Raw genomic sequence first — 24,559 nt, 5'->3', positions numbered from 1 at the left:
TCCGTTGACCCGCCGGGCGGGTACGCCGTCCGCTCCGGGGTGAGGCCGGCGCCGAGGAGTCACCGGATTCCGTGAACGCCGTCCGGAGCCGTCCGCGCTGCATCACTCCACGGCGTCAGGCGCTTCGACCGTGAACGTCACGAAATCGACCTCGGCATCGGAGGGCAGGCCGGGATAGTGGCCCTGGAGGCCCTTCTTGAGCTGGTCGACGCTCGTGAAGCCGTCGCGCCGCGCCTGTTCGGCGGTGAGGCGATCGAGCCGGTGGCGTTCGACGCCGGTGACGGTGCCGTTCAACGTGCGGGGGGCTTCGTCGTCCTCGAAGAGGAAGATCGCGGGACCCGGCGCGATCGGATCCTCATAGCGGACGGTGGAGGTCTTCCGCGCGGTGGCGATGTCCTCGTAGTAGCGCTTGTTGAACCGGACGATCCGACGCGCATGCGCACCGGGGAAGACGTAGGCGTCCGGCAGAAGCTCCCGAATCGGGCGCAGCGTCGGCCCGTCGTCGGTCGGTACGGCGACGAAGACGTCGGGGTGGAGGTCGAGAAGCGCTTGGCGGCAGCGGCCACACGGCGGGATCAGGCCACGACCCCGATCTCCCGCAGCGGCGACCGTGACGAGCGGGCCGGCTCCCGCCGCGGCGGCGGCACCGAGTACGACGAGTTCGGCGCACGGTCCGCCGGTGAAGTGGTAGACGTTGACCGCCTCATGGATCCTGCCGGCCGTGTCCATCGCCGCTGCGGCCACGGTGTGGTTCGGGTTGCTCCCGAGGGTGGCGGCGAGCCGTTCCGCAGCCTCGATGACGCGGCGCTCGGAGTCGAAGACCTTCATGGAGACCATGGCGCCAACCGTAGACCGGGCCAGCCTGACTCTTCGACAGAATTTCCCTCGTGAACCTCACCGTCAGCGTGGTCGGCAGCTTGCCATCGAGACCCGCGTAGCAGAGGGGTGCCGACCGGCACGGTCCGCTGCGAGAACCTCGGGGGCGCGGCCACCCAGGTGCTCGGCTTCAACCGCCAGCGCGTGGAGGCCGACCGCTGGACCGCGTTCGGCTCGCACTGTGCCCTGGACGCCCTCTCCTGCGCCCGGCATCCGTGGCGGCCACGAAAAGGGCGACGTCGAGGGCCGGATCGAGTGGTTCCGCCGCATACCCTCTGGTCCCCGTTCCTTCTCCGAACCAGGCGCGGATCGGCGAACAGGCTCCGTTCTCGACGGGGCTCAGGAACAGACGTGCCAGTCGCGGTACCGTGCAGGACACCGACGAGCCGGTCGGTGGGTGGGCGCCTGAGGGCCGCGCTGCTGCGTGGTTGTCAGCTTCGCCGCGGCCGCCGGATCCGGAGTCTTGGCCAGTCGGCTGGGCACGCGCTGCCGACCCGCCCGGGGGAGTGGCACTGGTCTCCTTGCCGTCGATGTCCTGCGCGGCGCAGATGGTGGTCGAACGCGGTGGCGACACCGGGGGTTCGTCGCGCCGTGAAGGACCCGGGTGGTTGAGCGGGCCGGTTGAGCGGACGTTCGCGTGGCCCATGCGCTCACGTTGCCTTGCCTCGCCCCGCCGGCGGCGCCCCCGGCGCGGGCCGCGGCGGCGCACAACTCCCTCGTGCGCCGGTGTGTTTCCGGTCGTCGTCGGGTCGGGCGGGGCGGTCTGCCTGCGGGAACGTTCCCGGCGGTGCCCGCGCCGCCGCACCGGCGGTTCGGACGGCGCCGCGCGTGGGAACCGGGGCCTGGGCGGACGCGTCGATCGCAGCGGCCGCGATCCGGGCGGCGGCCGCCGGACAGGACTGGGGTGGGGGTCGGCGATGGACGACGAGGCGGTACGGGACGCCGGCGACTGGCAGCTGCCGGGCTACACCCACCTGCGGGAGCTCGGCGCGGGAGCCGCGGGCCGCGTGGTGCTCGCCCGCCACGACGCCACCGGCACGCCCGTGGCTGTCAAGTACCTGCACGACACGGCCGCCGGCCCCGCGCTGCGTACCGAGGCGCAGACGCTGGCCCGGCTCGACTCCCCGTACGTCACGCGGCTCTACGAGTACGTCGAGGGCGGGCCGCACGCCGCCCTGGTGATGGAGCTGGTCGACGGCGTCTCGTTGCGCACGCTGCTCAAGGAGCGGAAGGCGACCACGCCCGAGGCGGCGCTGGTCGTCCTCAAGGGCTCCCTCCTGGGGCTGGCCGCCGCCCACGCGGCCGGGCTGGTGCACCGGGACTACAAGCCCGCCAACGTCCTGGTCGCCAGCGACGGCACCTCCAAGCTGGTCGACTTCGGCATCGCCGTCCCCCGCGGGTCCGACCGGGACATCTCCGGCACCCCCGCCTACCTGGCGCCCGAGCAGTGGGCCGGCGCACCGGCCTCGCCCGCCGCCGACGTCTACGCGGCCGCCGTCACCTTCTTCGAATGCATCACCGGCAAGCGCCCCTTCACCGCGGGGACGATCGGGGGACTCGCCGTGCAGCACCGGGAGTCCCGGATCCCCGACGAGCTGGTGCCGGACCACGTGCGCCCGCTGGTCCTGGCCGGGCTCGCCAAACGGCCGCAGGACCGGCCGGCCGGCGCGGCCGAGTTCGTCCGGCTGCTCGACCGGGCGGCGGCGGCCGGGTACGGCGCGCGGTGGGAGGAGCGCGGCCACGAGGACCTCGCCGCCCTGGTCGCCCTGCTGGCCCTGCTGCTGCCCCGCGGCCCCGGCGGCCCCGCACCCGCCGGGACGACGGCGCTCGCGCACACCCGGCTCGTCGGTGCGGTCGTCGGTCCCGCCGTCCCCGGTTCTCCCGGCGCTCCCGCCGCTCTCGGGACCGTCCGGCGGCCGCTCCGGCGAAGACGGGCCCGGCTGAGGGTGGGCGTGATGGCGGGCTGCCTGGTGCTGGCCGTGATCGGCGGGGTCGCGCTGGCCGGCGTCACCGACCGGGGCGAGCGGACGCTGACGGGCAGTCCGGTGCCCCGGTTCACCACCCTCCTGGACCCGGCCCGGGCGACCGACCCGCCGCCGCCCGACCCGACGCCCTTGCCCACCGGGCGGCCCTCGCCGTCACCCACCCTCTCGCCGTCCCTCGTCCCGGTGCCCTCGCCCTCCGGTCCGCCCACCACCGACCCGGCGCCCGGTCCCGACGCCACGACGGACTCCGGCCCCGGCCGCCCCAGCCCCAGCGGGGCCGCCCCCGCCCCGTCGCGTACGCCCACCGGTCCCGTGACCTCCGCGGCCCCACCGCCGCCGCCACCGCCCCAGACCGGCCCGACCAGCCCCCCGCCGAACCGCTCCACCCCGCCCACCACGCCTCCGACCACCCCACCCCCCACCGGCAGGACCCCCACCACCCCGCCGCCGGTCCGGGTGGCGTCGGTGAACGTCGACTCGATCGCCTGCGACGGCGGCTACGGCATCCAGGCCACCGTCACCGTGGTCACCTCCGGCCCGCCCGGCGCCACGCTCGTCCTCAGCTGGACGCACAACTCGGCCCCCAAGGTCCCGAGCGAGACCGTCGCCACCGACACCGTGAAACTCGGCACCGGCCGCACCACCCTGACCGTCCACCACCAGTTCGGCACCGGCGACAGCCGCCTCCAGTGGGGCGTCCGGGTCTCCACCACACCGGCGGCCGGGAGCACCCCGACGGCCTACCGGGAGCTGTACTCCCCGTCCTGCCACGAGCCCGGCTGATCCGCGCACCACCGCCCAGGAGGTCTCCTCGTGCCCCCGTCCGGCCCCACCCCCGACCAGGACCCGACCGAGCGCCTCGCCCCGGGCGCGCCCGGCCGCACCGCACCGTTCGACCGCGTCGGCCCCGCCCCGGACGACCACGAGAGCGCCACCTTCCTCGACCCGACCGTCTGGGACTCCACCCCCGCCACCGCCACCGCCCCGGGCTCCGTACCCTCCGCGCCTTCCGTCTCGCCCGCGCCCTCGCCCGCGCCCTCGCCGGAGCCGGAGCTGCGCCGCTTCGGCCCCGGTGTGCCGCCGCAGGCCGCCGCGGTGTGGCGCGGCGAGGCGTCGACCGGCGGACCGGTACCGCCGACCCGTCGACGCAAGGCCTTCGGCCGGCTGGTCTGGGCCGCCGTCCTGCTCGTCCTGCCGGCCGTGCTGCTCACCCGCTGCCGCGCCGATCCGCCGCTCGACCTCACCGGCGTCTCCGTCACCGCCACCCCGGCCACCGGACCGACCTGCGGCGGGACGGCCGTCCTCACCGCGTCGGTCACCACGAACGGCGACCCCGGCACCATCCGCTACCACTGGCTGCGCAGCGACGGGACGTCCTCCGGCGAACTCGTCCAGCCGGTGCGGTCCGGCGAGCGCCGGGTGGACCTGGTGCTGCGCTGGACCTTCGACGGCCCCGGCACCCTGCGCGCGACCGCCACCGTAGAGGTCCTGGCCCCCCAGCGGCTCAGCGGGTCGACCACCTTCGACTACACCTGCGCCGGCTGAGCGGTCTCGGGCCGGAGTCGGTCCCGGCCGAAGCCGAGGGGGCGCAGCGCCACGGCGAGTCGACGGCAGTCCGTTCCATCGCCGACGATCCTCGGCCGAGGGCGGTATCGCATAGGTGTTCGGGCGGGCCGTCGACGGCCTTGGCCGGGCCGTTGGACGTGCCGGGTCGGTCGAGGGGGGTCGGCACGTCCGCGGCGCGCTGTTTCCGGTGTTCTGCCGAGGCGCCCAAGGCGTGGACGGCGTCGAAGCGGGTCGGGTCGGCGATCGGCGACGGGTGGCCGGTCGCCAGGGCCGCGTCATTGACGGTGTGCCGGGACACCCCGGGCCGGGCCGGCGGCTGTCCGGGCGATCGACGTCCGGTCGATGACGACGCTCTCCCATGCCCGCGTCACCGCCTGCGCCGAGGGTTTCGTCCTCGGCGCGGCGGATGCGGACGTGCCTTGGCGCCGGACCCGCCCGCGGCCCGAACAGCGGTGGCGGCGGATGCGGACGTGCCGGATCCTTGCCCGACGGCCGATCGGGACGTGCGCCGATCGGGACGTGCGCCGGTCGGCGCGGCACGCCGTCGCGCGGCACCCCTGAACAGCCGTGGGCACGACACGGCCGAGGTCATTCAGCCGGCAGGACGTCGTCAGGTCGGCAGGTAGTCTTCGCCGAAACGGATGGGATCGCAATTCCTCTCCAGAGAAAGCCCGTTCGAGCGACGGCCGGTCAGTTTCGATCCATAGAGAAATGATCCGGTAAAATTCGGCGTCACATGATCTCGGACCTCGGGGGGACACCGGGTCCGGAACCAGGGGGAAGAGAACGTGGCTGATCCTGACGCCGCTTTGGAGTTCAAGGTCCATCCCGCCGAGCTGGACGGTTGCGGGCAGAGTGCCCAGCACGTCGGAAGTCTGATACCGGGCGAGACGTCGAAGCTCTCGGAGCCGTGCAACCACGCCGCCGGCACGCTGCAGGGCTGGCTCACGGCCGCCGCGGTGCGCGACTGCGGTACCAACTGGAAGACGCTGCTGGACAAGCTCGCCTGCGACATGGGGGACGTCGGCACCAGGCTCGGCACGACGGCCGCCTACTACCGCCAGGTCGAGAAGGACGTCCACTCGAACATGCGGAACCCCGCCGCGCCGGTCCCGGACGAGCCGGACCCCTTCGGCACGACCGTCGTCCCGGGCCCGGTGAGGCCCGCCGGCGCGAAGGCCGCGGAGTAGCCCCGTGGACATCAAGACGCTCTACGACGCGAACATCAACAACATCACCATCGCGAAGAACGCCTTCGACGCGCTCTACTCGGCCTTCGGCCGGCACATCGAGTCCTGGCAGCACGAGGTCGCCGACCGACTCACCAACTCGCACTGGACCGGCACGGCCGCCAACCACGCACAGGCCCGGATCCAGCTCCTGGGCACCGAGCTCCAGTCCGCGCACAGCGAACTCGACCTCGTCGGCAAGGCGCTCGCCAAGGCCGCCGAGCAGATCGCGCTGGCCCAGGCCCACCTGGTGTACGCCCTGGACGACGCCAAGGCCGCGAAGCTCAACGTCGCCCCCGACGGCACCATCACCTGGGACAAGGAGCCCACGTCCGCGAACTACGCGGGCGCCGGCGCCGAGACGACGGCCATCGCCATCAGCAACCGCATCACCGCCGCGCTCAACGAGGCCGACCACGCGGACCAGGAGATCAGCGCCCGGCTGAACCACTTCGCGACCAACGCCAGTGACGGCACCGGCCTCGACGCCGCCACCGTGGCCAAGGACCAGGCGGCCGAGACCGCCCGCGAACGGATACCCCCCGCCGGCACCGACCCGGCAAGCGTCAAGAAGTGGTGGGACGGCCTCACCGACACCGAGCGGCAGAAGTTCGTCCAGGACAACCCCGCCCAGGTCGGCAATCTCGACGGCGTCCCGGCCGCCGCCCGTGACCAGGCCAACCGGGTCAATCTCACCCGCACCCAGGCCGACCTCCAGAAGCAGCTCAGCGACCTCGACAAGTCCGAGCCGCTATCGGTCACGGGCACCCCGTACGGGGCCACCGAGAGCCCGGACCACATCGTCTGGAAGGCCGAGCGCGACGCGCTTCAGGGCAAGCTGAAGGGTCTCCAGGCCATCCAGGACCGCCTCGACAAGCCGGTCACCGATCAGGACCCGCGCCCCTACCTGCTCGGACTCGACGCCGCGGCGCCGGGCGGCCGCGCGATCCTCGCCCTGAACGACCCGGACACCGCCGACCATGTGGCCACCTTCGTCCCCGGCACCGAGTCCAAGCTCGCCGGCGTCGGCGGCACCATGGACAAGGCGAAGGAGATGTACCGCAGCGCCATCGACGCGAGCCCCGGCGGCAAGGTCTCCACGATCGCCTACGTGAACTACACGGCACCGCAGTCGGCCAAGCCCAGTTTCCCGCAGCCGATCCCGGACGCGGCCTACGAGGGGTACGCCAAGGACGCCGAGCAGAACCTCTACAACTTCGAGTCCGGCCTGCGGGCCACCCACCAGGGGCCCCCGTTCCACAACACGATCATCGGACACAGCTACGGCAGCACCGTCGTCGGCTACGCCATGCGCGACAAGGGACTCCCCGTCGACACCGTGGTCTTCGCCGGAAGCCCCGGCGTCGGCGTCGACAGAGCGGCCGACCTCAGCACCGACCTGGCGAAGGGGACGAAGATGGACCCGTCCCACGTCTACGCGGTGCTCGGCGGCGACGACTCGATCACGGACTGGACGCCCGACCCCCTTTCCGCAGACAACTACAACCCCGCCAGCGACGACTACCACCTACGCTTCGGACGCGACCCGATGAACCCCGCCTTCGGCGCCCAGCACCTGCCGTCCCAGAACACCGACCATGACCACTACTGGAACAAGGGCACGCCGTCCTGGAAGGCGTTCGGCCAGGTCATCGCGGGAAGGCCGGTCTCATGAGCCGACCGTCACAGGTGGTACCGCGGCGCGGACGGAGCGTCGGCCGTGGACGGTCCGCTCGCGTCGCCGTCCTGGGTCTGCTGACCGGGGGCGTCCTCGCCCTGGCCGCCTGCGGGAGCGACGCCCCGTCCATGAACCTCGGACAGGCCGAGGAGAAGGTCAAGGCCTACGCGTCCGCCGCGCTCGAGGTGCTCCCGGACAAGGACACCGTGAAGATCCCCGATCCGCTGGTCGACAAGGACGAATGCGAGTCCGGGCCCGCCGACTCGCCCACGCGGTACATGCCGTACATCTCCTACAAACTGCGCGGGATCCCCGGGCAGAAGGTCCAGGGCGTCTTCGACTCGGTAAAGCAGCGGCTGAAGCAGGACGGCTTCTCCGTCGAACGAAGCGACGACAAACGATTGGACCTGTCCAACGACGCGAACAAGTTCACCGCCTCGGTCGTGGTCGGCGACCCCGAAACCGCGCCGGACACCCTGGACCTGACCGTCCTCGCCCCCTGCGTCCAACGCGGCGGCAGCTCCGGCAGCTCCGGTAGCTCCGCCCACGGCTGACCACACGCCCGCCCGGCACGGTGGGGACCGGTCCGGGCGAGCGCGCGGCAACGGTCCGCCGTCCGCCGGTGGTAGTGGAGCCTTGCTTCCACCGCCGGCGCTCGACGCTCCGCCGCAACGCTCCTCGCCGCCGGCGAGCTCCCGTTGTCGGCCTCGGTCCGCCATCGGCACCGGCGCATAGGATGCGGCTCAGGCTCTTTGACACCTCAACAGTTCACGTACGGCGTTAAAACCAATAGAGCGGCGGCATACACGGTCTTGGCAAAGAAGTAGCAAAGCCGCCGCATCGCCCCAGGTCGCGAAGGGGTCCTCCCCGCACCTGCGGGGGTCAGCCGGCCCGCCTCATCCACGCCGCACAACCCGCCAGCTCATCCACGCACCCGCGGGTCAGCCGTCAAGCGGTCAGGGTGGGCGGACGGGTATTTACCGGGAGTTGCCTTGGGGATGCGGTGGCCCCCCGCGGAGAATCCAGCGCCGGGTCGGCTTCGCTCACGTGAAGTAGCAGCGTTTGATCAGCGGTTTGGCCAGCAGTTGGCGATCTTGAGTGCTGCGGATGCTTACGAGAAATGACGTCGCCGTGGTGCGGTGTCACCGGAGTGCGGCAGAAGTGGTCCGCCTCTTGATCACCGGTCGTTAGACTCCCGGGGTTCGGATGCTGTCGGTGGACTGGAAGGCCAAGCCATGGACGATGACCGTTGGGCTGGCTGGCCGGAACAGTGGGTCGGCACGGACTGCGACGTGCGGACGGCCGTGGGCGCGATCCCGCGGGAGGTCAAGGACGGGTTCAGGTACGACGGGGTCCCTTGGCAGCGGTTCCGGCACTTCTACGGCCCGGGCGAGGAGATCCCCGGGCTCCTCACAACGCTCGGCTCCGGAGACGCCGAAGCCGCCAACAGGGCTTTGCGGCAGCTCTGGACGAATCTTCACCATCAGGGCGGCACGATCGCGGTGGGAGCACTGGCGGTGCCGTTCCTGCTCCGGATCGCGGTGACCGGGCAGCCGGGGCTCCGTGCCCAAACTCTTCGCCTGGTCGCGGAGATCGGCCGGTGCCAGCACATGGGGGACGGATCGCGGGAGGGCCTGCTCCAGGTCGCCGAGGAGCCGTTGATGTTCGAGGGCAGCACGGGGTGCCCGGTGGACTGGACGATTCGAGCCGCCCGTCAGGCCATCACGGACGACCTGGACCTTCTGCTCCCGCTTCTCTCCGGTCCCGACCCCGAGGTCCGATCCGTGACCGCCTACGTCCTGGCGGCGACGACCGGCGAGCTTTCACACGTCTCCTCGGCTCTGCAGTCCAGGCTGGCGAAGGAAGACACTGCGGTGGTCAGGGTGAGCCTGATCCTGGCGATCGCCCAACTCGCCCGCGAGCACCAGGATGGCCGCGCTCCCGCGTGGGCCCGGGACCTGTGGTCGGATCCCGGACGACCGCCCGAGGTCCGCATCGGCGCCGGCCTGGCCTGGCTGTGCCTGGTCACCGACCCCGCCCCCGACGAGCTCCGCACCCTCCTCACCGATCCGGGCACCCGTCAATACGGCGACCTGCTCCAGCCGGTGCCATGGCTCACCTGGGTCGACCCCACCGGCTTCGGGCTGCGCAGTTGCATCGACGAAATGCTCACGGCGAACATCCCCAGAACAGTGCTTGACGATCCTTGGGGTGGAAGACCATCAAGCTGAAGCATGCAGCGGTCAGCCGACTTTGGCGGGTGCTTCGGCCCGCGCCCGGGTGCTGGCAAGACGGTAGGAGTCGGTTCCGGTCGCGATGATGGTGTCATTGAAGGTGAGTCGGTCGACGATCGCCGCGCAGAGGCGGGGGTCGGCGAACGTCTTCGTCACCAACTGGGGCTGGCACTTGTTCGCTGCGGTGCATCCGCCCTACGGCCCGGTGCCTCTGGACCCAGCCAGCTGAGCAGTGTTTCAACGCTGCCTGGCTCACCGTGAGGACCAGAACACCGAGAACCCCCACGCGATCGTCACCCGCATCACGAAGACCGGCCGGGCGCCGGCATCCACCGCCCATGCCATCCACATCCTGGACCCATGCGGCATCGGACCACGGACTCTCAGGAGCACCCGCCTGGCCGGCCTCGTGAACACGCTCGACCCCGAGCTCGTCGCCGCGGCCCTCGGCATGGACCCCGAAGACGTCATGATCTACCTCTCGGACCATGTCGATGCAGGACGCCTGCCCGACCAGCAAGAACGGAGACGATAACGTGCGGCACCTCACCCGATCCTTCGCAGTAGGAGCGTTGCGCCGCGGGACGCAGATCGAACAATTCCTCGGCGCCTTCGAACACGAGGGCCGCCAGGCGCTTCGCTGGCTCGCTCTCGGCCCAGGCCGAGAGGGGATCACCATCTACCTCAGCGAAGTCGAGGACGTCGGCAGCACCACCTACTCGGCCGTCGACGACTTCCCGTCCATCGACCCCGATGACAACACCTGGGGGAAAGTCATCGCCACGAAATCGACCCCTGAGGAGGCGCTCGACCTTGCCGAGAACGAACTCGGCGCTCAACCCGGCCGCTGGGTCAACGAAGGCCTAGTCTGCTCCGAATACCACGACTACAAGATGGCGGCGCAGGACGAACTCACGAACCCGTGAAGTCTCGCCGCTGCCTCGCACACGTTCGCCGGAACATATGCACTTTGCCTACTCCCCATGCGGACGTGCAGCATGGCGCGGTGCAGGACGGTCGCTGCGGCCAGGGCGTCGGCACTCAGGTGCCCCTTCTGCGAGGGGCTGACGCGGGCGGGCCGGGTGTCGCGGGGCGGTGTGGTCGCGTCGGCCCGGCGCCCGGCCGAGGACAGGTGCCAGCGGCCGTCGTCCGGGTGAAGGTCGGCCGTCGCCGCGCGGAGTATCCCTCGATCCCCCAGGGCGATGGACACGCCGTCCGCTCGCGCTCGCAGGACGGCGCCCTGGGCGTCATGCGAGTCGAAGCGGACCTCGGTGAGGTCACGCAGCTGTACGGCCAGCGTCGCGGTCTCGGGCGAGGTGCCGTCGTCGACGGGGTAGGAACGGGTGACAGCCAGTTCGAGCCGGGCTGCTGCCGACCCGCTCGACCTGCAGATGGCGGACCTCGGCCGAGGACAGGTCGTAGTCGGCGGCCAGGTTCTGCGCGGTGTGCGCGGTCAGCGGCGTCACCGAGGCCATCACCAGTCCCCGATAGTCCCGGCGCGGCGTGGACGGTTTCCGGGGCGCGAGGAGCCCGTCCAACGGCTGTCCGGCGGCCGCGGTCTACTCGGTCATCCAGGCGCGCCGTTCCTCACCGAGGTCGGCCATCCATTCCAGCGCCGCTGTCGCTCGACGCTCGCGCCCGCCGCGCGTGCCGGCCGTCGCCACGCGAAACAGCGGGAAGGTGTTGTTGTCCCACACGTCCGCCGCCGCGCGGATCGTCTCCCGGTCGAAGCACCGGGCGTCGGCGGCGGCGTCGGCGATCTGCATCAGCGACCGGTCCAACAGCGCCCCCAACAAGGCCAGGGCAGAGTTGCGTCGGCCCTGCGCCGTTCCACGCGGCCCACCACTGTCCACACGGCGCTCCGGAGAAGAAGCATCAAGGTTCGCCATCCCCGGATCGTCGTTCGATCGGTGTCCCAGTCCGGGCCGTTCAGAGGGTGACGCTGAGCGGGGACGGTTCCGACCGGCGAAGGTCGTTTCCCGGTCCGTTGGAGATCGTTTCCCGAACTGTTCCGACGTGGGCTGTCCCTCATGGGCTGTCCCCTCGGCCCCGTCGACGTCCCACGTGTGTCGGAGGCTGCTGGAACACTGCGGCCGTGGTCAACGAAGCTGCTGTCGACGCTCCCGGCAGGCCCACGGTGTCCCTGCCGCCCCAGGCCCTCGCCGAACTCACCGCCACCGCGTGGAGCGAGCTGCCGCACGTCTGCACCGGCCTGCACAACGTGCCCGACACACCGGACGTCCTCGCCCGGCTGCTCGACGCCGATCACACCCGCCGGGCTCGCGCGGTCTGGGACCTGTACCGGCTGCTCCTCCACCATGAGCGCGTGTTCCCGGCGACCGCCCCGGCGGCGCTGGTCGTCGCCGCTCTGCTCGACGATCGGCGCACGCTCGTCGAGGGCCAGTGGGAACGGCGAGCCGGGCGGCGGCCGCTGCGCGCGGAGCTGCTGAACTGGCTGGCCTCGTTCGCCGATGTCGCCCGCCTCGACGCCGTGGACGGTGTCGGCGCACCGCGGGACCTGGCCGCCGCCCGTGCCGCACGGCCGACGCTCCTCACCCGGGTCGCGGTCTTCTGCGAGGACGGTGATCCGCTGGTGAGGGAGGCCGCCATAGCGGCCACCGCCCTGCTGCTGGCAGACCCCGCCCTCGCCGCGTCGGCCCCGCAGTACGCGCCCGTCGTCCGCGACGTCCTGGCCCGGAGTGCGGACTCGTACTACCGGTGGATCGCGCGGGAGCGGCTGGAGGCCTGGGGTGAGGACACCACGGCCCTCACCACCGGGGAGGAGGAGGAATACCGCGCGGCGGTGAGCCAGGCGCACGCGCTGGCCGAGGACCCGTTCGGCGACGGCCAGGAGCAGGCGATCCGTTGGCTGGGCGAGCAGCCGGAGGACACCGCTGCCCTGGAACCGCCCGGCCGCTGGCACCCTGACTGGACGGCACCGGCACCGGAGCCGGCGGCCCCGCACGAGCCGGCACCCGAACCGCCTACGGCCGTCCAGGGGAGTGATCCGGCGCATCGGGGCCCGTGGCGGATCGCCAGAGGCGAGGAACGCCACGAGTGGACGTTCACGCCGTACGTCGGCGTCGGACCGCTGCACTTCGGCATGACCCTGGACGAGATCACCGCCGCCCTCGGCGAAGAGGGATCCGTCTCCTCCTACTACGCCCCCGGCAGCGGCGAGCGCCAGCTCAACTACGCCGATTTCCGCACCGCCGGAGTCAGGGCTCTCTTCCGGACGGACCGCCTGGAGTGCGTGGCCGTGAACGCCCTCACCGGCCCCCAAGTACGGCTGGACGGCGCCCCCCTGACCGGCTGCGCACCGTCCCGGGTGGAGGACTGGCTCGTCCACCGCACCGCGTACGGCCGGCTGCTGTACAGCCCCGCCGCCGACCCGGTCTTCCCCGACCTCGGCCTCGCGATCCGCGCCCAGCGTGCGGGCGACGTCAACCTGACCCGGCCGCTCTTCCTGCTGCACGGCTGGCTCGACCTCTGGCACTCACTGCCCAGCGAGGAGTGGGACTGCCGGTAGCCTGCCGGGGTGCGGCCCGGCTCATCCACGGCCACCGCGGGGTCTGGAGAGCGCCTTTCGGAGGTCGCCGATCAAGGGGGCATTTCCATGGACATCGATACCGGCCGCGAGAGCCCGGACGGACGGGACGAGCTGTTCGAACCTGAGCTGCACCGTATCTTCCGGACTGTGGCCGTCGACCGGTTCCGAGGATTCGCGATGCCCCCGCACGCCGGGCTCCTCCTCGGGCGGGAATTCGGTCCATGGAGTTCGGACCGCGAGTTCCTCGGCGAGTTCCACAACGAGATCCACCACCAGGACACCTGTGACAAGGCCACCACCCAGGGCGTCCCCTTGCTGGTGGCGCTGGCCGTCGACGACCGTGTGCCGGCCCGGGAGCGGATGGGGCTGGTCATGGCGCTCTTCCGCATCGCCACCGAGGCCGACCGGCACAGGGCGGAGTACTGGCCCGGCGCGCATCCGCAGGCGGATCCCGCAGCGGCGGCCCGGGCGAGAGCCGCGGTCGGACATCACCTCGCGGAGGTGCTCGCGCGTTGGGATGCGGAGTGCCTGGGAGTCCGGCTGGCCCTCGCGGCTCTCGGGGCCGCCTTCCGTGATTCGCCCGTCGCCGCCCGCCTGCGGCGAAGGGTGAAGGCGCTCGCTGATGAGCGCGGGGAGGAGACGTCCGTGGGCGGTTACCTGCGCTTTGTGACACTGATTGCGGGCGGAACGGATCGGCAGGTGCTCACGGCGGTGACGTCACCGACCGCGTCGCACTGGCGGGCCACGCACCCTGAGGCTCCGCTGCAGGCCCGCGCCGTGCATCTGCTCGACCAGATGCTCTCGCAGGTGAGGGCGACGCTGCTCGCCTGGCGCCCCTGACCGAAGCCAGTCGCCCCCGAAGCAGCCAAGGCAGCGGAAGCAGCCGCAGCAGGCACAGCAGGCGCACGATCTACGTGTGCCGGGTGCCACCGCCATCGCACGCCGCCTCAGACAGGCGCACCCAAAGAGGAGATCCCGCTCCGCCGAACCGCCGAGCGGGATCTCGTATCCCTTCACGAGTCGGACTCCTGTGGCGCCCGGGCGCGCGCCTCCGGCAGGAAGGTCGCGAACGGCTTCTCCTTGAGGACGTGCACGCCCCGGCCGGCGCACTCCTCGATCACCGCCCGGCCCGCGTGGTGCGGGACGGCGACGATGACGAAGTCCGGAGTGACGGTGTCCAGCAGGTCGGCGACCCTCGTGAAGCCCGGGACGTCGTGCGCGTCCAGCTGGGCCCGCAGCGTGTCCGGGCTGTTGTCGCAGACCGCCACGAGTTCGGCCCGGCTGGAGGCGAGCAGGCCGGGAAGGTGGTCTTCGAGAGCCTGGTGTCCGAGGCCGATGACCGCCACGTGTCGTTTCATGGGCTGACTCCTTCCGCTTCGTGAGGGAACTTGTCGATGCGTGTCGAGTACAGCGCCAACTGCGCTTCCCTGGACAGGCGTTGTCTGTAGTCCCGGGGTTGTCCCGCGCTCGCACGCAGTAGGCTGCCTGTCACCGTCAATGATGGAAATTGGCCCCGTGGACGCCCCGATCCGGCACTCCCTCGCCTACGCCCGTGAACTCCGCGGGTGGTCACAGAGCGACCTCGTCGTGTTCCTCGACCGGGCCGCCCGCAGGCACGGGCTTCGCTCCGGCGCGGACAAGACGGCCGTCAGCCGGTGGGAGAACTGGCGCAAGCAGCCGAACCTGGACTCCCAGGTCCTGATCGCGGAAGCCTTCGAGGTCCCGATCGCCGACATGGAGCTGTTCGAGTGGCCCGACTGGCTGCCCGGACGCGAGGTTCCGCTGCCCCTGGGATCGGCGTACACCGTCCAAGCACTTCGAGACGCACAGAGAGCCGCCATGGACCGCCGCAGCTTCATGACCTTCAGCGCCGTCTCGCTGGCCGGCCTCGCCGCCCAGTGGGCCACGATCGAGCCCGATCGCCTGAATTCCGCCCTCGAGGGCGGGACAGCCGTGGACTCCGGGCTCGTGGACTGGTTGGAGCAGACCACCGCGAAGCTGACGGCCCTGCCCACCGAACAGCGCCAGCACACGGTCAAGCTGGTGGACGCTCATCTCGCCACCGTCACCGACCTGATCGAGGGCGGCGGCCACGCCGAGCCCGTCGCCAAACGGCTGCACCTCCTGGCCGCGTCACTGGCCACCACCTGCGGCTGGTACCGCTTCGACCAGGGCAAGCACTTCGCCGCGGGGAAGCTCTGGGCAGGAGCCTTGCAAGCCGCCAACGCCGCGGGTGACCGCGATTTCGGCGCCGGTGTGCTCTCCGACTTCGCCTACCAGTCGAACTGGATCGGCCAACCGGACACCGCGGTGGACCAGCTCGGCCACGCACTGTCCGCTACCAAGCACCCCACCGCCCGGTCGCTGCTGTTCCTCCGGCGGGCCAGGGCCTACGCCGCGCTCGGCGAACGCTCGGCGTGCCACCGCGACCTGTCCGCTGCCGAGACTGCACTGTCGACGCGGGCCACCGACCCCGTGCCAGGCTGGTGCGCGTGGATGAGTCCCGCAGACCTCGCGGTCGACTCCGGCCAGTGCCTACTCGATCTCGGCCGGGCCGACGAGGCGCACGCCAGGATGGCCGAGGGCCTGGCCCTCCTACCCAAGGCCCGGGACAAGACGCGCGGCATCTTCCTGACCTACCAGGCCAAGGGCTTCCTGCGATCCAACGACGTCGAACAGGCTCTCGCCGTCACCACCGAATCCCTCGATCTGGCCACCCGAATCGGCGCCGAGCGGTGCGTCACCCTGGTCCGCGAACTCGCGCCGGCGTTCAAGCCGTACCGCCGGGTCGACGGCGTCGCCGATCTCATCGAGCGCGTACGAGCCGCGTGACGGACCAGCGCCCCGGACCATCCATGATTCCCCCTTGCCCGGAGAACGGCCGGCCACCTCGAAGCCGGAGAGTCCGTCCTGGCCCCCATGGCCCGCGAGGCCGGCGAGGAACTCGGCATCACCTTCCGGGAGGAGGACCCCTTGCCGTGGTGCACACCCTCCACCGTCTCGACGCCGACGACGGTGTCGGACACCTCCAGCCGTTCTGCGCCCCGCGCACGTATACCGGGAAGGTCACCAACCATGAACCGAACAAGTACGCCACCCTCCGCTTCCGGCCGCTGGACGGGCTTCCGCAGCCGATCGTCGGATACACCGTGAACGCGCTCGCACTGATCACCGCGGACCGCTCACTGTCCGCCGTCGGCCGGCCGGCATGAGCACCGCGAGCCACCCGACGGCCGGGACGCCTGCGGGGAGCCCGGAGACTCGGCTCGTGGTCGTCCGGGGGAACTCGGCGTCGGGCAAGTCGTCGGTGGCGGCGGGAATCCGGGAGCGGTTCGGCCGGGGCCTGGCCGTCGTCGCGCAGGACAACCTCCGCCGGATCGTGCTGCGCGAGCGGGACCGGCCCGGCGGCGCGAACATCGGACTGATCGACACCGTCGCACGGTACGCGCTGAACGCCGGCTACCACGTCGTCATCGAGGGCATCCTGTACGCCGACCACTACGGCGAGATGCTCACGCGCCTGGTGGACGACCATCTCGGCGTCACCTGCTGCTACTACCTCGACATCCCGATCGACGAGACGTTCCTGCGGCACGCCTCGAAGGCCGATCGCGAGTACCTGGCCGCCGTCACCGAGCGGGAACTGCGCGACTGGTACCGCGACCACGACGTTCTGCCGGGCGGCATCGAGACCGTCATCGGCGGCGACAGCACCCTCCGCGACACAGTCGAGCGCATCATGCGGGACACCGCGCTCTCGGAGCTGCCCGCGCGCGACAGCTAGAGGCAGCTGTCGCGCGCCGTGTCCGCGCCATTGACCGTTCCACCCCGGCAAGGAGCCCCCCGACGCACGGACGGGCGGCTGTCGGTCGGCATCATCGCCCACGGCCCGGACACCGACCTGGTCACCGTCCAGATCCACCGGCTGACCACCGCGCCCGGCTGACCGGGACCGGGCCGGCCTCCGCTGACGGCCCGCACCATCGCCGTCCCGCTTGTCGCGCGGCGGACCTCCTGGAGAGAGTCAGGGAAGGGTGGCTGTTCAGGCGAGCCTGCCCTGGACGATCGAACCGTTCCGCTAGGAAGACGACGAAGGCTAACGTCAAGCTGACGAAGGCCCGGACGCGGACGTACTCGCCCGGAAGCCGGTTGCCGGCTTGCCGTCGTTCTTCGATCTGCGGACGGCCCGTGACCGCAGACGGGATCCGGTACCCGAGTGGGTACCGGACCCCGTCCGACTGTGGAGCGCCAGGCCCGGGTCGCACGGACTCTTCCTACTGAAAGTAGGACGTGCTCTGGTAGCACCGCTGACGCCTGACGAGGAATCATCTCCCTCGCGACAAGAAGAATATTAGCAGGTCAGCGACCCTCCATCGACGGCGGTCACGGGGGAGCCCCGAACCGGGGCCGACCGCCTGGAGGAAGCTGGACGGGGCGGTGGCGTCGCGCAGGGAACAGGGCGTCCTCGCCGTCGGCGTACGGGGTGCCTTGCCGCCGCTTGCGCCGTCGCCTTTGCCGTCGCCGCCGTTTCCTCCGGGGCCGACGCGCCGCGCGGTGGCCGCCGGGGCCGTCCCGCACCGCTCACCGGGGTCGCGGAGAGGCCTTGCGGAGGAGCTCTTCAGCGGTGCAGGTCTGGTCAGGGTCTATGACGAGACAGATGTCGAAGCCCTGGCCATCCCGCTGGACGTGGGCTTCGAGGTTGTCGACGGTCACGCGATTCGGCTCTGTCTCAGATCTTGTGATGCTGGGTGGTCCGCAGCTCCCACTGCCATCGATCCCCTTGAACCCCTTGAACGGCCTCTCGGAACGCCGTGCCATGCTGGCTGACCATGATCGCCATTGCTGCAAGCGGAAAGAGACACGATGCGAATCCCATGGCGCCGACGGCGGGCCGGGCGATCTCGACGGCTCCTCGAACTTGCGGGCGTGAAGCCAGGGTCGGTGGATGACGACGACGACCTGGACGTCTGCCGGCAGGTCGCCTTTCGGGTAGCCCAGCGGGACTGCGGCGCGACCGCTGAGGTTCTGGTGGTCGTCGAGGAACTGCTGAAGGACGAGGCCGAGTACGAGTTCGTTGTCACCCTCCTGGAGAACCTCCAGAACCTCGTCTCCCACGACCTCGACACGTTCCGGTCTCCCGGCGAGATACGCCTGCTGCTTGGACCCCGAAGCGCGATCTGCTGGGACACCGTGACCGGCTTCTGGGCCGCGGTAGCCGACTGGAGGGTCGGCACCGGTGCGCCGCTTGAGTCTGCCGCCACGCTTCTCGGCGTCCAGAACGAAAGCCTGCGGATGCTCCTGTGGACAGCGAACAGAACCCTCCCCACGGGCGAGAAGCTCGGGATCGCTGACGCTGTGCGCTACGAAAAGGCCGTCGGGTCGCCCATCCCTGGGTTCAGCCACATCGCCGTCGCGCTGCGCATCACCGGACAAGGCAGCTCCTGACCCGCCGACAGGGGGCAGACACGCTGGCGTTGATCTTGTGACGTAGTCGGGTCAGGGCGTGAGGAGTACGCGCTTGCGGAGAGAGTCGAGATTGGCTCGTCCGAATCCTTGCCTTTTGAGTAGCTTGGCCCTTGTGGCCTGCCCCTCGATCTGGCCGGAGCTCCACAGGGTCGAGAGCCCGGCGGTGACGGCGTCGGTGTCGCGGCTCAGGCCGTTGATCGGGGAGTGCGGAGCGGGTAGGTCGTCGGCGAGGACACGTTAGACACGGGCCATGATCACAGCCAGCGCTGACACCGACAGCGTCACAAGATCAGCGCCAGAGCCCGCGATTCCCCACAAGCTGCGGTTTCGTGTCGGCGTCATTCCCCACCCTCGTGGTCACGAGTCCCCATGGGGACGGTGACCGACACCAGGCACACGCGGTGCCGGCGTCCGGGGCAGGTCAGGCGGGTGTGCTTGGCTCCGCATGGGTGAGTTCCACCCATCGGCTCACCTCGTCGGCGTGGCTGCCTGAGGCTGTCGCCTTCGCGACAGCCGCGAGGGCCTCGGGCGTCGGCTCACCGTTGCGGAAGAGCAGGGCGAGTGGCCAGGACGGAGTGCTCGGCTGCCCGCCATCGAACGCGTTCCAGTACCACGGGGCGTCGAACTTCCACGCGCGCCCGTCGCGGTCGACGACCTCGTCGCCGGTTTCCAGGAACGCGAAAGGGCGGAAGAGCAGTTCGAGCTGGAACGGCACACCGCCGGCAGGGTCGATCTCGTAACCCTGCTCTTCGAGCCTGGCGTCGTAGGACTCGCCCTGCCGCAGGACGTCGAGGTAGGTCTCAGGTCGTGGCAGCCGGCCTGTCTCCAGGGGAGGATCGAAACGGTGGACCGCCAGGACGTGCACCACGGTCGCGGGAATCCCGACCAGGCACCTGTCGCCGGCCTTCAGCGTGTCCTCCGCCGGCACCGTCCGGAAGTACTCGCTCTTCCAGTCGTGGTCCGCTGGCGTCGGAAGAGCTACGTCGCCGTTCCACTCGATCCCGTCCGCCGCCGTGTCGATCTCCCACCACGGCCAGCGCACCGAGACGTGGGACCGGGAGACCTCAGTGACCGTGACCTCGGTAAACGCGCATTCCATCCTCAACACGTCGCCCGAACGGTAGCCCTCGGCGTCAAAGGTCTGGTTGCTCATGTGTCTCAAGGTGTCCTTGGGCCTCGGCACCGTCAAGAGCTCCGGGGAGCGATCACCATCTCACCGGGAGGCTCGGCGACTGTGCCTGGCAGGGGACGTACGTGATCGAACTGACATAGTCCTTCCCTGTTTAAGGTGATTTGCGCACTAGTTCGCCATTCCTTGCGAATCGGTCCGGTTCCCCATGGGCGTGCCGGTGCCGGGGTGAGGGTCCTGGCCGTCTCGGAGCCGCAGGTGTTCCTCGACCTGCGGGCCGAGAGGCCGGCGGACACACCGGACGGCAAGGAGTCTCGATGACGAAGTCAAGCCGTCGACGCATGAGCCCGTGGGCGCGCGCCGCAAGCATCACGCTGCCGACAGTCAACGTGTCTCTACGGCTGGAGATACTCCTGGAGCGCTGTTACAGCTGTCGCCACCGCCTCATCAGCGCTGGTCGTTTCCAGCAGCGTCTTGGCCGGGTCGCGCTTGTGTGCCACCGAGTAGCTGCCTCCGGGAAGAAGCGCGATGCACACCGGGAGAACGTCGCCCTCTCCCAGCCAATGCCGCCGACCAGTGCTGAAACAGAGCCTGGCATGGCTGGTGAAGGGATAGAACCGGCCGAGCGCGCTGTTCCGCGCCGCGTCGACGAGGGCCCCCATGATGGGCGGTACCCATGTCTCGGCGGAGCCTCGGGAGCGGTCGTCCCATTGCGCTGCGGCACGCGCCTGAAAGTCCCACTCGGCCTCGACCGAGTCGCGGGATTCGCGCTCTGGGTCCACGGTCTGATCCCCCTCCACGATGCTTGCGGCACGGTACCGCCCGGGGCGTGGAGTCTCAACGACCGAGTCAGGCCGCTTGCGCGGCTTGGCGGGGCAGGTGTGAACACCCGGTTGTCGCGCAGGAGAGCCCAGAGCACATCTGCACAGCGACGGGCGAGCACGATGACGGCCAGGACGTGTTGGTTCTGGCCGAGCTCGCCGGCGGGGCAGAGCTCAGAATCCTGCGCGCGGAGCGGGATCGGCTCAAGGCAGGCACGGCTCAGCTGCGGGAGCCCGATGCCGGGCGTGATCGGCTGCGTTGAGTGAGGAGCTGAAGGAGACCGAGGAGAAACCGGAGTCCACGCTCAAGGAGTGTTGTGGCCACCGGGTGCTCCCCTGCCGGGGTCCCTGACCGACAGGCTCTCGGCATGGGTGGACCCGGCTCCGAAGGCTCCAGCTTGCAGCGCCTGCTCGCGGATCTCCGCTCGTCGGCACGTCGCCCGTTGGCGGCGGGCGTTCGTGCTCCACGAGGTCGAGCGGCGGCCGAGGCTGACGACCTATCGGTGGCCTCGCGGATCCGCGCCGTCGAGGGCGAGATCAACCGGACGGCGTGACCGGGGACCGAATGCCGAGCCACTGCTCAGCGTCCCAGGCCTGGTACCGCTCCACTTCGGTGAAGCCCAGCTTCGCCGCGAGGCGCATCGAGCCGACGTTGGCGGTCTGGGTGGCGAGCACCACCGGCTCACTGGGAAGGACACCGCCCAGCCAGTCGAGTGCCGCCGCGCACGCCTCGGCGGCATACCCGGATCCCCACGCCCGCGGCAGGAACAGGTAGCCGAGATCGGCCTTCCCCGCGGCAGCCGGGCGATGGTGCTCCGGCGCCCTCCTGAGCAGGATCTGGCCGATCATCGACCCGTCGAGCTCGACGACGAAACTCCCCGGCCACCGCTCGGGCACCTCGGGCATCTCGCGCTCGAGCTCGTCACGCGGCCGGGGGCCGCCGAGGTAGGTGTGCGCCTCCGGCGAGGCGAGCAGCTCGATGAACGCCGCACGGTCCCGGGCCTCGGGCTCACGGAGCACGAGCCGCTCGGTCCTGATCGGCTCAGGCGGCCAGACGACGGGTCCGAGTCCGGTCATGGCGGGCGATTCCTCTCAATGGCGGCGACACCGGGAGACGGTGCCGCAGAGGGGGATGCGTCTGACGAGTGGTCCAGTTCCGGGCGACGGGTCCGCCAAGCCGTCGCCGTGCCCGGTGGACCGGCCTTGCTGTTCGGTGGCAACGGCGACCTGGTCACGCTTGTCGGAGCCTTCAGCTCCGAACGTTGCCTCCGGCATCGCCGACGTGGTCGAGTCCTCCCCGCACCCGCGGGGTGGAGTATCACCGAACGCACTGTCAGGGAATCGGGGCCGCCCTCCCATGACGGGCAAGGCCCACGACAGCGATATCAAGCCGATCCAGAAGGGCAAGCGTCCGGCGGAAGCTCCTGGCGTCCACGCCCTGACTGAACAAGGGGCCCGGGTTCGCCCCATGCGGCGGATGGGCCGAATGAGCGGCGACGCGGCCACAGCCCCGCCCGTGACACTCACCGCACGCGGCATGCCTTCGCGAGGAGCGGCACGAGGACGTCCGGCGGCAGACACCGCCCGCCGCGGCAGCGCCTGGCCAAAATCTATGACTCCCACTGTTATAGAAATATTTGACGAGGCCATGACTGTTAGTGTCCGCTCCAAGCGTCTCAGGATCTTGGAGGGGATTCATGACACGAACCAAGCGTGCCTTGACAGTTGGCGGCATCTGGATCACTGCGGCAGCAGCCTTGCTGTCGGCAGCGCCACCCGCGTCAGCAGCGGCACCGACCCGTGACTGCACGCAGGTCTACAGTGCCAGGACCGTCTATTGGGCGATGCTGTGCGCCAACGCCGGACAGCCGATCCGGGGTGCGTTCGCCACCTGGCGCAACGTGCCCATCACGTTCGACACCAGCGACAACCCCGACATCATGGTCGGGGCGGCGAACTACCTGACGGTCACGCCGGACGTCAGCTCGTTCAGCACGGTGCGAATAGGCCTCTACACGCAGAAGACCGGGCCCCAGAGCTCCAGCTACGCGCCTCACTAAGGCGTGTCTGACAAATGATCATCTGGCCGGTTCGCGGAGCCAGAGGATCAGGGAGGCCAGGACGACTCCAGCGCGGTAGCGGTCGGCGAGCTTGTCGAACCTGGTGGCGATCGCGCGGAACTGCTTGAGGCGGGCGAAGCATCGTTCGACCACGTTCCGATCGCGGTAGATCTCCTTGTCGAAGGCGGGCGGCCGACCGCCGAGGCGCCCGCGGCGTCGGCGATTGGCCACCTGGTCGCGGCGTTCGGGGATCGTGGCAGCGATGCCCCGACGCCGCAGCAGATGCCGGATCGCCCTGCTGGAATAGGCCTTGTCGCCCAGCACCCGCAACGGTGTCGTGCGCGGGCGGCCTGTTGCGGCTCGCGGGACGTGGATCCCGTCCAGGACCTCGGCGAACGTGGTGGCGTCGTTGACGTTGCCCGGGGTGAGCACGATCGACAGCGGCAGGCCGCGGCCGTCGACGGCGAGGTGGACCTTCGTGGTCAGCCCGCCTCGGGACCGGCCGAGGGCCTGGCGCGTCTGTGAGCGGCCCGGATCTTCCAGTTCGTCCCCGTCCGCGTCCCCTTTTTGCGGGCGCCGGCGGCGTGCTGGTGGGCCCGGTTGACCGTGGAGTCGACGGCGACGGTCCACTCCACCCGGCCCACGGCGTCGTCGCGGACCTGGACGTGCTCCAGCAGCCTCGCCCAGGTGCCGTCCGCTTCCCAGCGGGCGAACCGCTCGTAGACGGTCTGCCACGGTCCGTACCGCTCGGGCAGGTCGCGCCACGGGGCCCCGGTCCGAAGCCGCCACAGCACACCGTTGACCACCTGCCGGTGATCACGCCACGGGCGGCCACGCCCATCCACCTGCGGCAACAGGGGCTCTATCCGCTCCCACGCCGCGTCCGTCAACTCACCTCGACCTGCCACGAGATCAATTATCAGACAGGCCTTAGGAGGAAGTGACCGACCAGGGCGGGCGGGAGACGGCCATCGACGTCGGCTCGGGCCCGAGCCTGGCGGACGGCAGGAACCACAGCTACCTCCTCCAGCGCCAGGACGACGGCGCGCAGTGGGAGGTCTTCTACGACTTCAACTCGGTCGGCACGACCACCGGACAGAAGCCCGTGTCGCGGGACGCCCATGGGCACCGGATCGATGTCGGACTGGAGGTCAGCCACCCCGAGCACGTGAACGTGCCGGTCGTCGAGAACCGCCCGCAATGGATGGACGAGAACAAGGTCTGGGCACGGTTCGCTCCCGCCAACGCCGCCACGACGCTTGGCCTCGGCAAGTGCGGCGACCTCATGCCAGGCACCACCACCCCCTACACGGCACCGTACTGCTTCACCGCCCAGCAGAACCCCCAGCCGTCGGGCACCATCTCCTGGAACGTCGCCAAACCACTGACGGCCGCCGTTCCTCCCGCGCCGGTGGCACCACGGGGCCAGGCCTCCTCCGTCCCGGCCGCAGGACGGCCGAATGTCTTCAACGGCGTCGACCAGGACACGCTGCACACCTGCTTGCAGAACACCCCCGACGCCTGCCTGACCACCGTGCCCGGTCTCGCCGAATGCCTGCGAACAGCCGGGCATTGCAACACCGAGCAGACGGTCGCATCCGTACGGCGCGAACGCGACGACGTGACCTCGGCGGCCCCAGCCGCCGAACCGAGCTTTGACAGCCTCAAGCTGCGTACCGCCACCGAGTTCGGTGTGCCGGTCAGCTCCCTGAAGGTGAGCGCGGGAACCGTCGGTGACGACACCAGCGGGCGGCGCACGGCCGCACGGTGGGCCGCCGACACCCCGCTGTGGGTGATCACCTCCGACGCCCCCACCCACGGCCGGCAGCAGGCCGGCCCCAGCAGTGACGGCCTCGCCGTGGCCTACACCCAGAGCACGGGCGACATCGTCGACGCCTGCTGGGGTGCGGCATGCAGGCAGTGACACCCGGAGACCTCGACTGGGTCGTACCGCGCCACCCGCAG

At 70.6% G+C, this 24,559-nt stretch carries 24 protein-coding genes and 1 pseudogene; 16 read left to right on the top strand and 9 right to left on the bottom strand.

The annotated features are described in order from the left end of the window. Window positions 1-102: 102 nt before the first annotated feature. The gene (locus ACYP53_RS21485) at window positions 103-837 is read right to left on the bottom strand and encodes an ASCH domain-containing protein (RefSeq protein WP_459648573.1); all 735 of its coding nucleotides are present in this window, start codon (window positions 835-837) and stop codon (window positions 103-105) included. A gap of 956 nt (window positions 838-1,793) precedes the next feature. Between ACYP53_RS21485 and ACYP53_RS21480 the strand changes: the two genes are divergently transcribed. The 6 genes from ACYP53_RS21480 (at window position 1,794) to ACYP53_RS21455 (ending at window position 9,565) form a co-directional block, all read left to right on the top strand. Then, on the top strand, window positions 1,794-3,644 hold the full coding sequence (locus ACYP53_RS21480; protein ID WP_459648572.1) for a protein kinase domain-containing protein: 1,851 nt from the start codon (window positions 1,794-1,796) through the stop codon (window positions 3,642-3,644). Between the two features lie 30 nt (window positions 3,645-3,674). Continuing rightward, a complete protein-coding gene (locus tag ACYP53_RS21475) occupies window positions 3,675-4,406 on the top strand; it encodes a hypothetical protein (RefSeq protein WP_459648571.1) in 732 nt (243 codons plus the stop codon). An 809-nt stretch (window positions 4,407-5,215) separates the two neighbouring features. Next, the gene (locus ACYP53_RS21470; RefSeq protein ID WP_459648570.1) at window positions 5,216-5,617 is read left to right on the top strand and encodes a hypothetical protein; all 402 of its coding nucleotides are present in this window, start codon (window positions 5,216-5,218) and stop codon (window positions 5,615-5,617) included. Window positions 5,618-5,621: 4 nt separating this feature from the next. Next, entirely contained in the window at window positions 5,622-7,331 is a 1,710-nt protein-coding gene (locus tag ACYP53_RS21465; protein WP_459648569.1) for an alpha/beta hydrolase, read from the top strand. A 131-nt stretch (window positions 7,332-7,462) separates the two neighbouring features. Further along, window positions 7,463-7,888, top strand: a complete 426-nt coding sequence (locus ACYP53_RS21460) for a hypothetical protein (RefSeq protein WP_459648568.1) — start codon at window positions 7,463-7,465, stop codon at window positions 7,886-7,888. A gap of 681 nt (window positions 7,889-8,569) precedes the next feature. Next, window positions 8,570-9,565, top strand: coding sequence for a hypothetical protein (locus ACYP53_RS21455; protein WP_459648567.1), 996 nt, complete (start codon window positions 8,570-8,572; stop codon window positions 9,563-9,565). Between the two features lie 12 nt (window positions 9,566-9,577). Here ACYP53_RS21455 and ACYP53_RS21450 read toward each other — a convergent pair. After that, a pseudogene (locus ACYP53_RS21450) lies at window positions 9,578-9,721 on the bottom strand (IS21-like element helper ATPase IstB); the annotation flags it as partial. 335 nt (window positions 9,722-10,056) lie between these two features. Here ACYP53_RS21450 and ACYP53_RS21445 point away from each other — a divergent pair. Next, the gene (locus tag ACYP53_RS21445; protein WP_459648566.1) at window positions 10,057-10,494 is read left to right on the top strand and encodes a hypothetical protein; all 438 of its coding nucleotides are present in this window, start codon (window positions 10,057-10,059) and stop codon (window positions 10,492-10,494) included. Between the two features lie 351 nt (window positions 10,495-10,845). Here the strand turns inward: ACYP53_RS21445 and ACYP53_RS21440 are convergent, their stop codons facing one another. Together ACYP53_RS21440 and ACYP53_RS21435 are read right to left on the bottom strand one after the other, a co-directional pair. Then, window positions 10,846-11,043 carry a hypothetical protein gene (locus tag ACYP53_RS21440; RefSeq protein WP_459648565.1) on the bottom strand — a complete coding sequence of 66 codons (198 nt, stop codon included), beginning with the start codon at window positions 11,041-11,043 and terminating at the stop codon, window positions 10,846-10,848. Between the two features lie 84 nt (window positions 11,044-11,127). Next, on the bottom strand, window positions 11,128-11,457 hold the full coding sequence (locus tag ACYP53_RS21435) for a hypothetical protein (RefSeq protein WP_459648564.1): 330 nt from the start codon (window positions 11,455-11,457) through the stop codon (window positions 11,128-11,130). 206 nt (window positions 11,458-11,663) lie between these two features. On the opposite strand from ACYP53_RS21435, the gene ACYP53_RS21430 reads away from it, so the two are divergent. Continuing rightward, on the top strand, window positions 11,664-13,097 hold the full coding sequence (locus tag ACYP53_RS21430; protein ID WP_459648563.1) for a hypothetical protein: 1,434 nt from the start codon (window positions 11,664-11,666) through the stop codon (window positions 13,095-13,097). Between the two features lie 87 nt (window positions 13,098-13,184). Next, window positions 13,185-13,958 (top strand): hypothetical protein, encoded by a 774-nt coding sequence (locus tag ACYP53_RS21425; RefSeq protein WP_459648562.1) that lies wholly within the window; start codon window positions 13,185-13,187, stop codon window positions 13,956-13,958. Between the two features lie 173 nt (window positions 13,959-14,131). Here the strand turns inward: ACYP53_RS21425 and ACYP53_RS21420 are convergent, their stop codons facing one another. Then, window positions 14,132-14,476 carry a Gfo/Idh/MocA family protein gene (locus tag ACYP53_RS21420; protein ID WP_459648561.1) on the bottom strand — a complete coding sequence of 115 codons (345 nt, stop codon included), beginning with the start codon at window positions 14,474-14,476 and terminating at the stop codon, window positions 14,132-14,134. A gap of 157 nt (window positions 14,477-14,633) precedes the next feature. Here ACYP53_RS21420 and ACYP53_RS21415 point away from each other — a divergent pair, with 157 nt between their 5' ends. The 5 genes from ACYP53_RS21415 to ACYP53_RS21395 all read left to right on the top strand — a co-directional run bounded on the left by ACYP53_RS21415 (window position 14,634) and on the right by ACYP53_RS21395 (window position 18,563). Further along, on the top strand, window positions 14,634-15,950 hold the full coding sequence (locus tag ACYP53_RS21415; protein WP_459648560.1) for a helix-turn-helix transcriptional regulator: 1,317 nt from the start codon (window positions 14,634-14,636) through the stop codon (window positions 15,948-15,950). Between the two features lie 146 nt (window positions 15,951-16,096). Continuing rightward, window positions 16,097-16,330 carry an NUDIX hydrolase gene (locus tag ACYP53_RS21410; protein WP_459648559.1) on the top strand — a complete coding sequence of 78 codons (234 nt, stop codon included), beginning with the start codon at window positions 16,097-16,099 and terminating at the stop codon, window positions 16,328-16,330. Next, window positions 16,327-16,902, top strand: a complete 576-nt coding sequence (locus ACYP53_RS21405) for an AAA family ATPase (RefSeq protein ID WP_459648558.1) — start codon at window positions 16,327-16,329, stop codon at window positions 16,900-16,902. The genes ACYP53_RS21410 and ACYP53_RS21405 overlap by 4 nt, the downstream gene beginning before the upstream one ends. A 30-nt stretch (window positions 16,903-16,932) precedes the next feature. After that, complete coding sequence (locus ACYP53_RS21400; protein ID WP_459648557.1) at window positions 16,933-17,064, top strand: hypothetical protein; 132 nt, start codon at window positions 16,933-16,935, stop codon at window positions 17,062-17,064. A 995-nt stretch (window positions 17,065-18,059) separates the two neighbouring features. Then, window positions 18,060-18,563 carry a hypothetical protein gene (locus ACYP53_RS21395; RefSeq protein WP_459648556.1) on the top strand — a complete coding sequence of 168 codons (504 nt, stop codon included), beginning with the start codon at window positions 18,060-18,062 and terminating at the stop codon, window positions 18,561-18,563. A gap of 442 nt (window positions 18,564-19,005) precedes the next feature. Here ACYP53_RS21395 and ACYP53_RS21390 read toward each other — a convergent pair whose 3' ends face one another. The 3 genes from ACYP53_RS21390 to ACYP53_RS21380 form a co-directional block, all read right to left on the bottom strand. Next, window positions 19,006-19,737: a hypothetical protein gene (locus tag ACYP53_RS21390; protein WP_459648555.1), complete on the bottom strand. Its 732-nt coding sequence runs from the start codon at window positions 19,735-19,737 to the stop codon at window positions 19,006-19,008. Window positions 19,738-20,108: 371 nt separating this feature from the next. Then, a complete protein-coding gene (locus tag ACYP53_RS21385; RefSeq protein ID WP_459648554.1) occupies window positions 20,109-20,495 on the bottom strand; it encodes a DUF6193 family natural product biosynthesis protein in 387 nt (128 codons plus the stop codon). A gap of 576 nt (window positions 20,496-21,071) precedes the next feature. Next, entirely contained in the window at window positions 21,072-21,611 is a 540-nt protein-coding gene (locus tag ACYP53_RS21380; protein WP_459648553.1) for a GNAT family N-acetyltransferase, read from the bottom strand. 620 nt (window positions 21,612-22,231) lie between these two features. Here ACYP53_RS21380 and ACYP53_RS21375 point away from each other — a divergent pair. Then, window positions 22,232-22,594: a hypothetical protein gene (locus tag ACYP53_RS21375; protein WP_459648552.1), complete on the top strand. Its 363-nt coding sequence runs from the start codon at window positions 22,232-22,234 to the stop codon at window positions 22,592-22,594. Between the two features lie 18 nt (window positions 22,595-22,612). On the opposite strand, the gene ACYP53_RS21370 is transcribed toward ACYP53_RS21375, so the two are convergent. Continuing rightward, window positions 22,613-23,502 (bottom strand): IS5 family transposase gene (locus ACYP53_RS21370; protein WP_459648145.1). Its coding sequence is split into 2 segments (ribosomal slippage): window positions 22,613-23,148 and window positions 23,148-23,502, totalling 891 coding nucleotides; the frame shifts between segments, so codons are not numbered across the junction. 32 nt (window positions 23,503-23,534) lie between these two features. On the opposite strand from ACYP53_RS21370, the gene ACYP53_RS21365 reads away from it, so the two are divergent. Continuing rightward, window positions 23,535-24,518 (top strand): hypothetical protein, encoded by a 984-nt coding sequence (locus ACYP53_RS21365; protein ID WP_459648551.1) that lies wholly within the window; start codon window positions 23,535-23,537, stop codon window positions 24,516-24,518. Window positions 24,519-24,559: the final 41 nt, after the last annotated feature.

Source organism: Kitasatospora sp. Ki12 (assembly GCF_054601375.1).
This window is presented reverse-complemented; position numbering and strand designations above follow the sequence as displayed.

Coding starts and splice junctions, on each gene's coding strand:
- ACYP53_RS21485 (WP_459648573.1), bottom strand. CDS start 837: ATGGTCTCCATGAAGGTCTTCGACTCCGAGCGCCGCGTCATCGAGGCT.
- ACYP53_RS21480 (WP_459648572.1), top strand. CDS start 1,794: ATGGACGACGAGGCGGTACGGGACGCCGGCGACTGGCAGCTGCCGGGC.
- ACYP53_RS21460 (WP_459648568.1), top strand. CDS start 7,463: ATGAACCTCGGACAGGCCGAGGAGAAGGTCAAGGCCTACGCGTCCGCC.
- ACYP53_RS21455 (WP_459648567.1), top strand. CDS start 8,570: ATGGACGATGACCGTTGGGCTGGCTGGCCGGAACAGTGGGTCGGCACG.
- ACYP53_RS21445 (WP_459648566.1), top strand. CDS start 10,057: ATGTCGATGCAGGACGCCTGCCCGACCAGCAAGAACGGAGACGATAAC.
- ACYP53_RS21440 (WP_459648565.1), bottom strand. CDS start 11,043: ATGGCCTCGGTGACGCCGCTGACCGCGCACACCGCGCAGAACCTGGCC.
- ACYP53_RS21435 (WP_459648564.1), bottom strand. CDS start 11,457: ATGGCGAACCTTGATGCTTCTTCTCCGGAGCGCCGTGTGGACAGTGGT.
- ACYP53_RS21425 (WP_459648562.1), top strand. CDS start 13,185: ATGGACATCGATACCGGCCGCGAGAGCCCGGACGGACGGGACGAGCTG.
- ACYP53_RS21420 (WP_459648561.1), bottom strand. CDS start 14,476: ATGAAACGACACGTGGCGGTCATCGGCCTCGGACACCAGGCTCTCGAA.
- ACYP53_RS21405 (WP_459648558.1), top strand. CDS start 16,327: ATGAGCACCGCGAGCCACCCGACGGCCGGGACGCCTGCGGGGAGCCCG.
- ACYP53_RS21390 (WP_459648555.1), bottom strand. CDS start 19,737: ATGAGCAACCAGACCTTTGACGCCGAGGGCTACCGTTCGGGCGACGTG.
- ACYP53_RS21380 (WP_459648553.1), bottom strand. CDS start 21,611: ATGACCGGACTCGGACCCGTCGTCTGGCCGCCTGAGCCGATCAGGACC.
- ACYP53_RS21375 (WP_459648552.1), top strand. CDS start 22,232: ATGACACGAACCAAGCGTGCCTTGACAGTTGGCGGCATCTGGATCACT.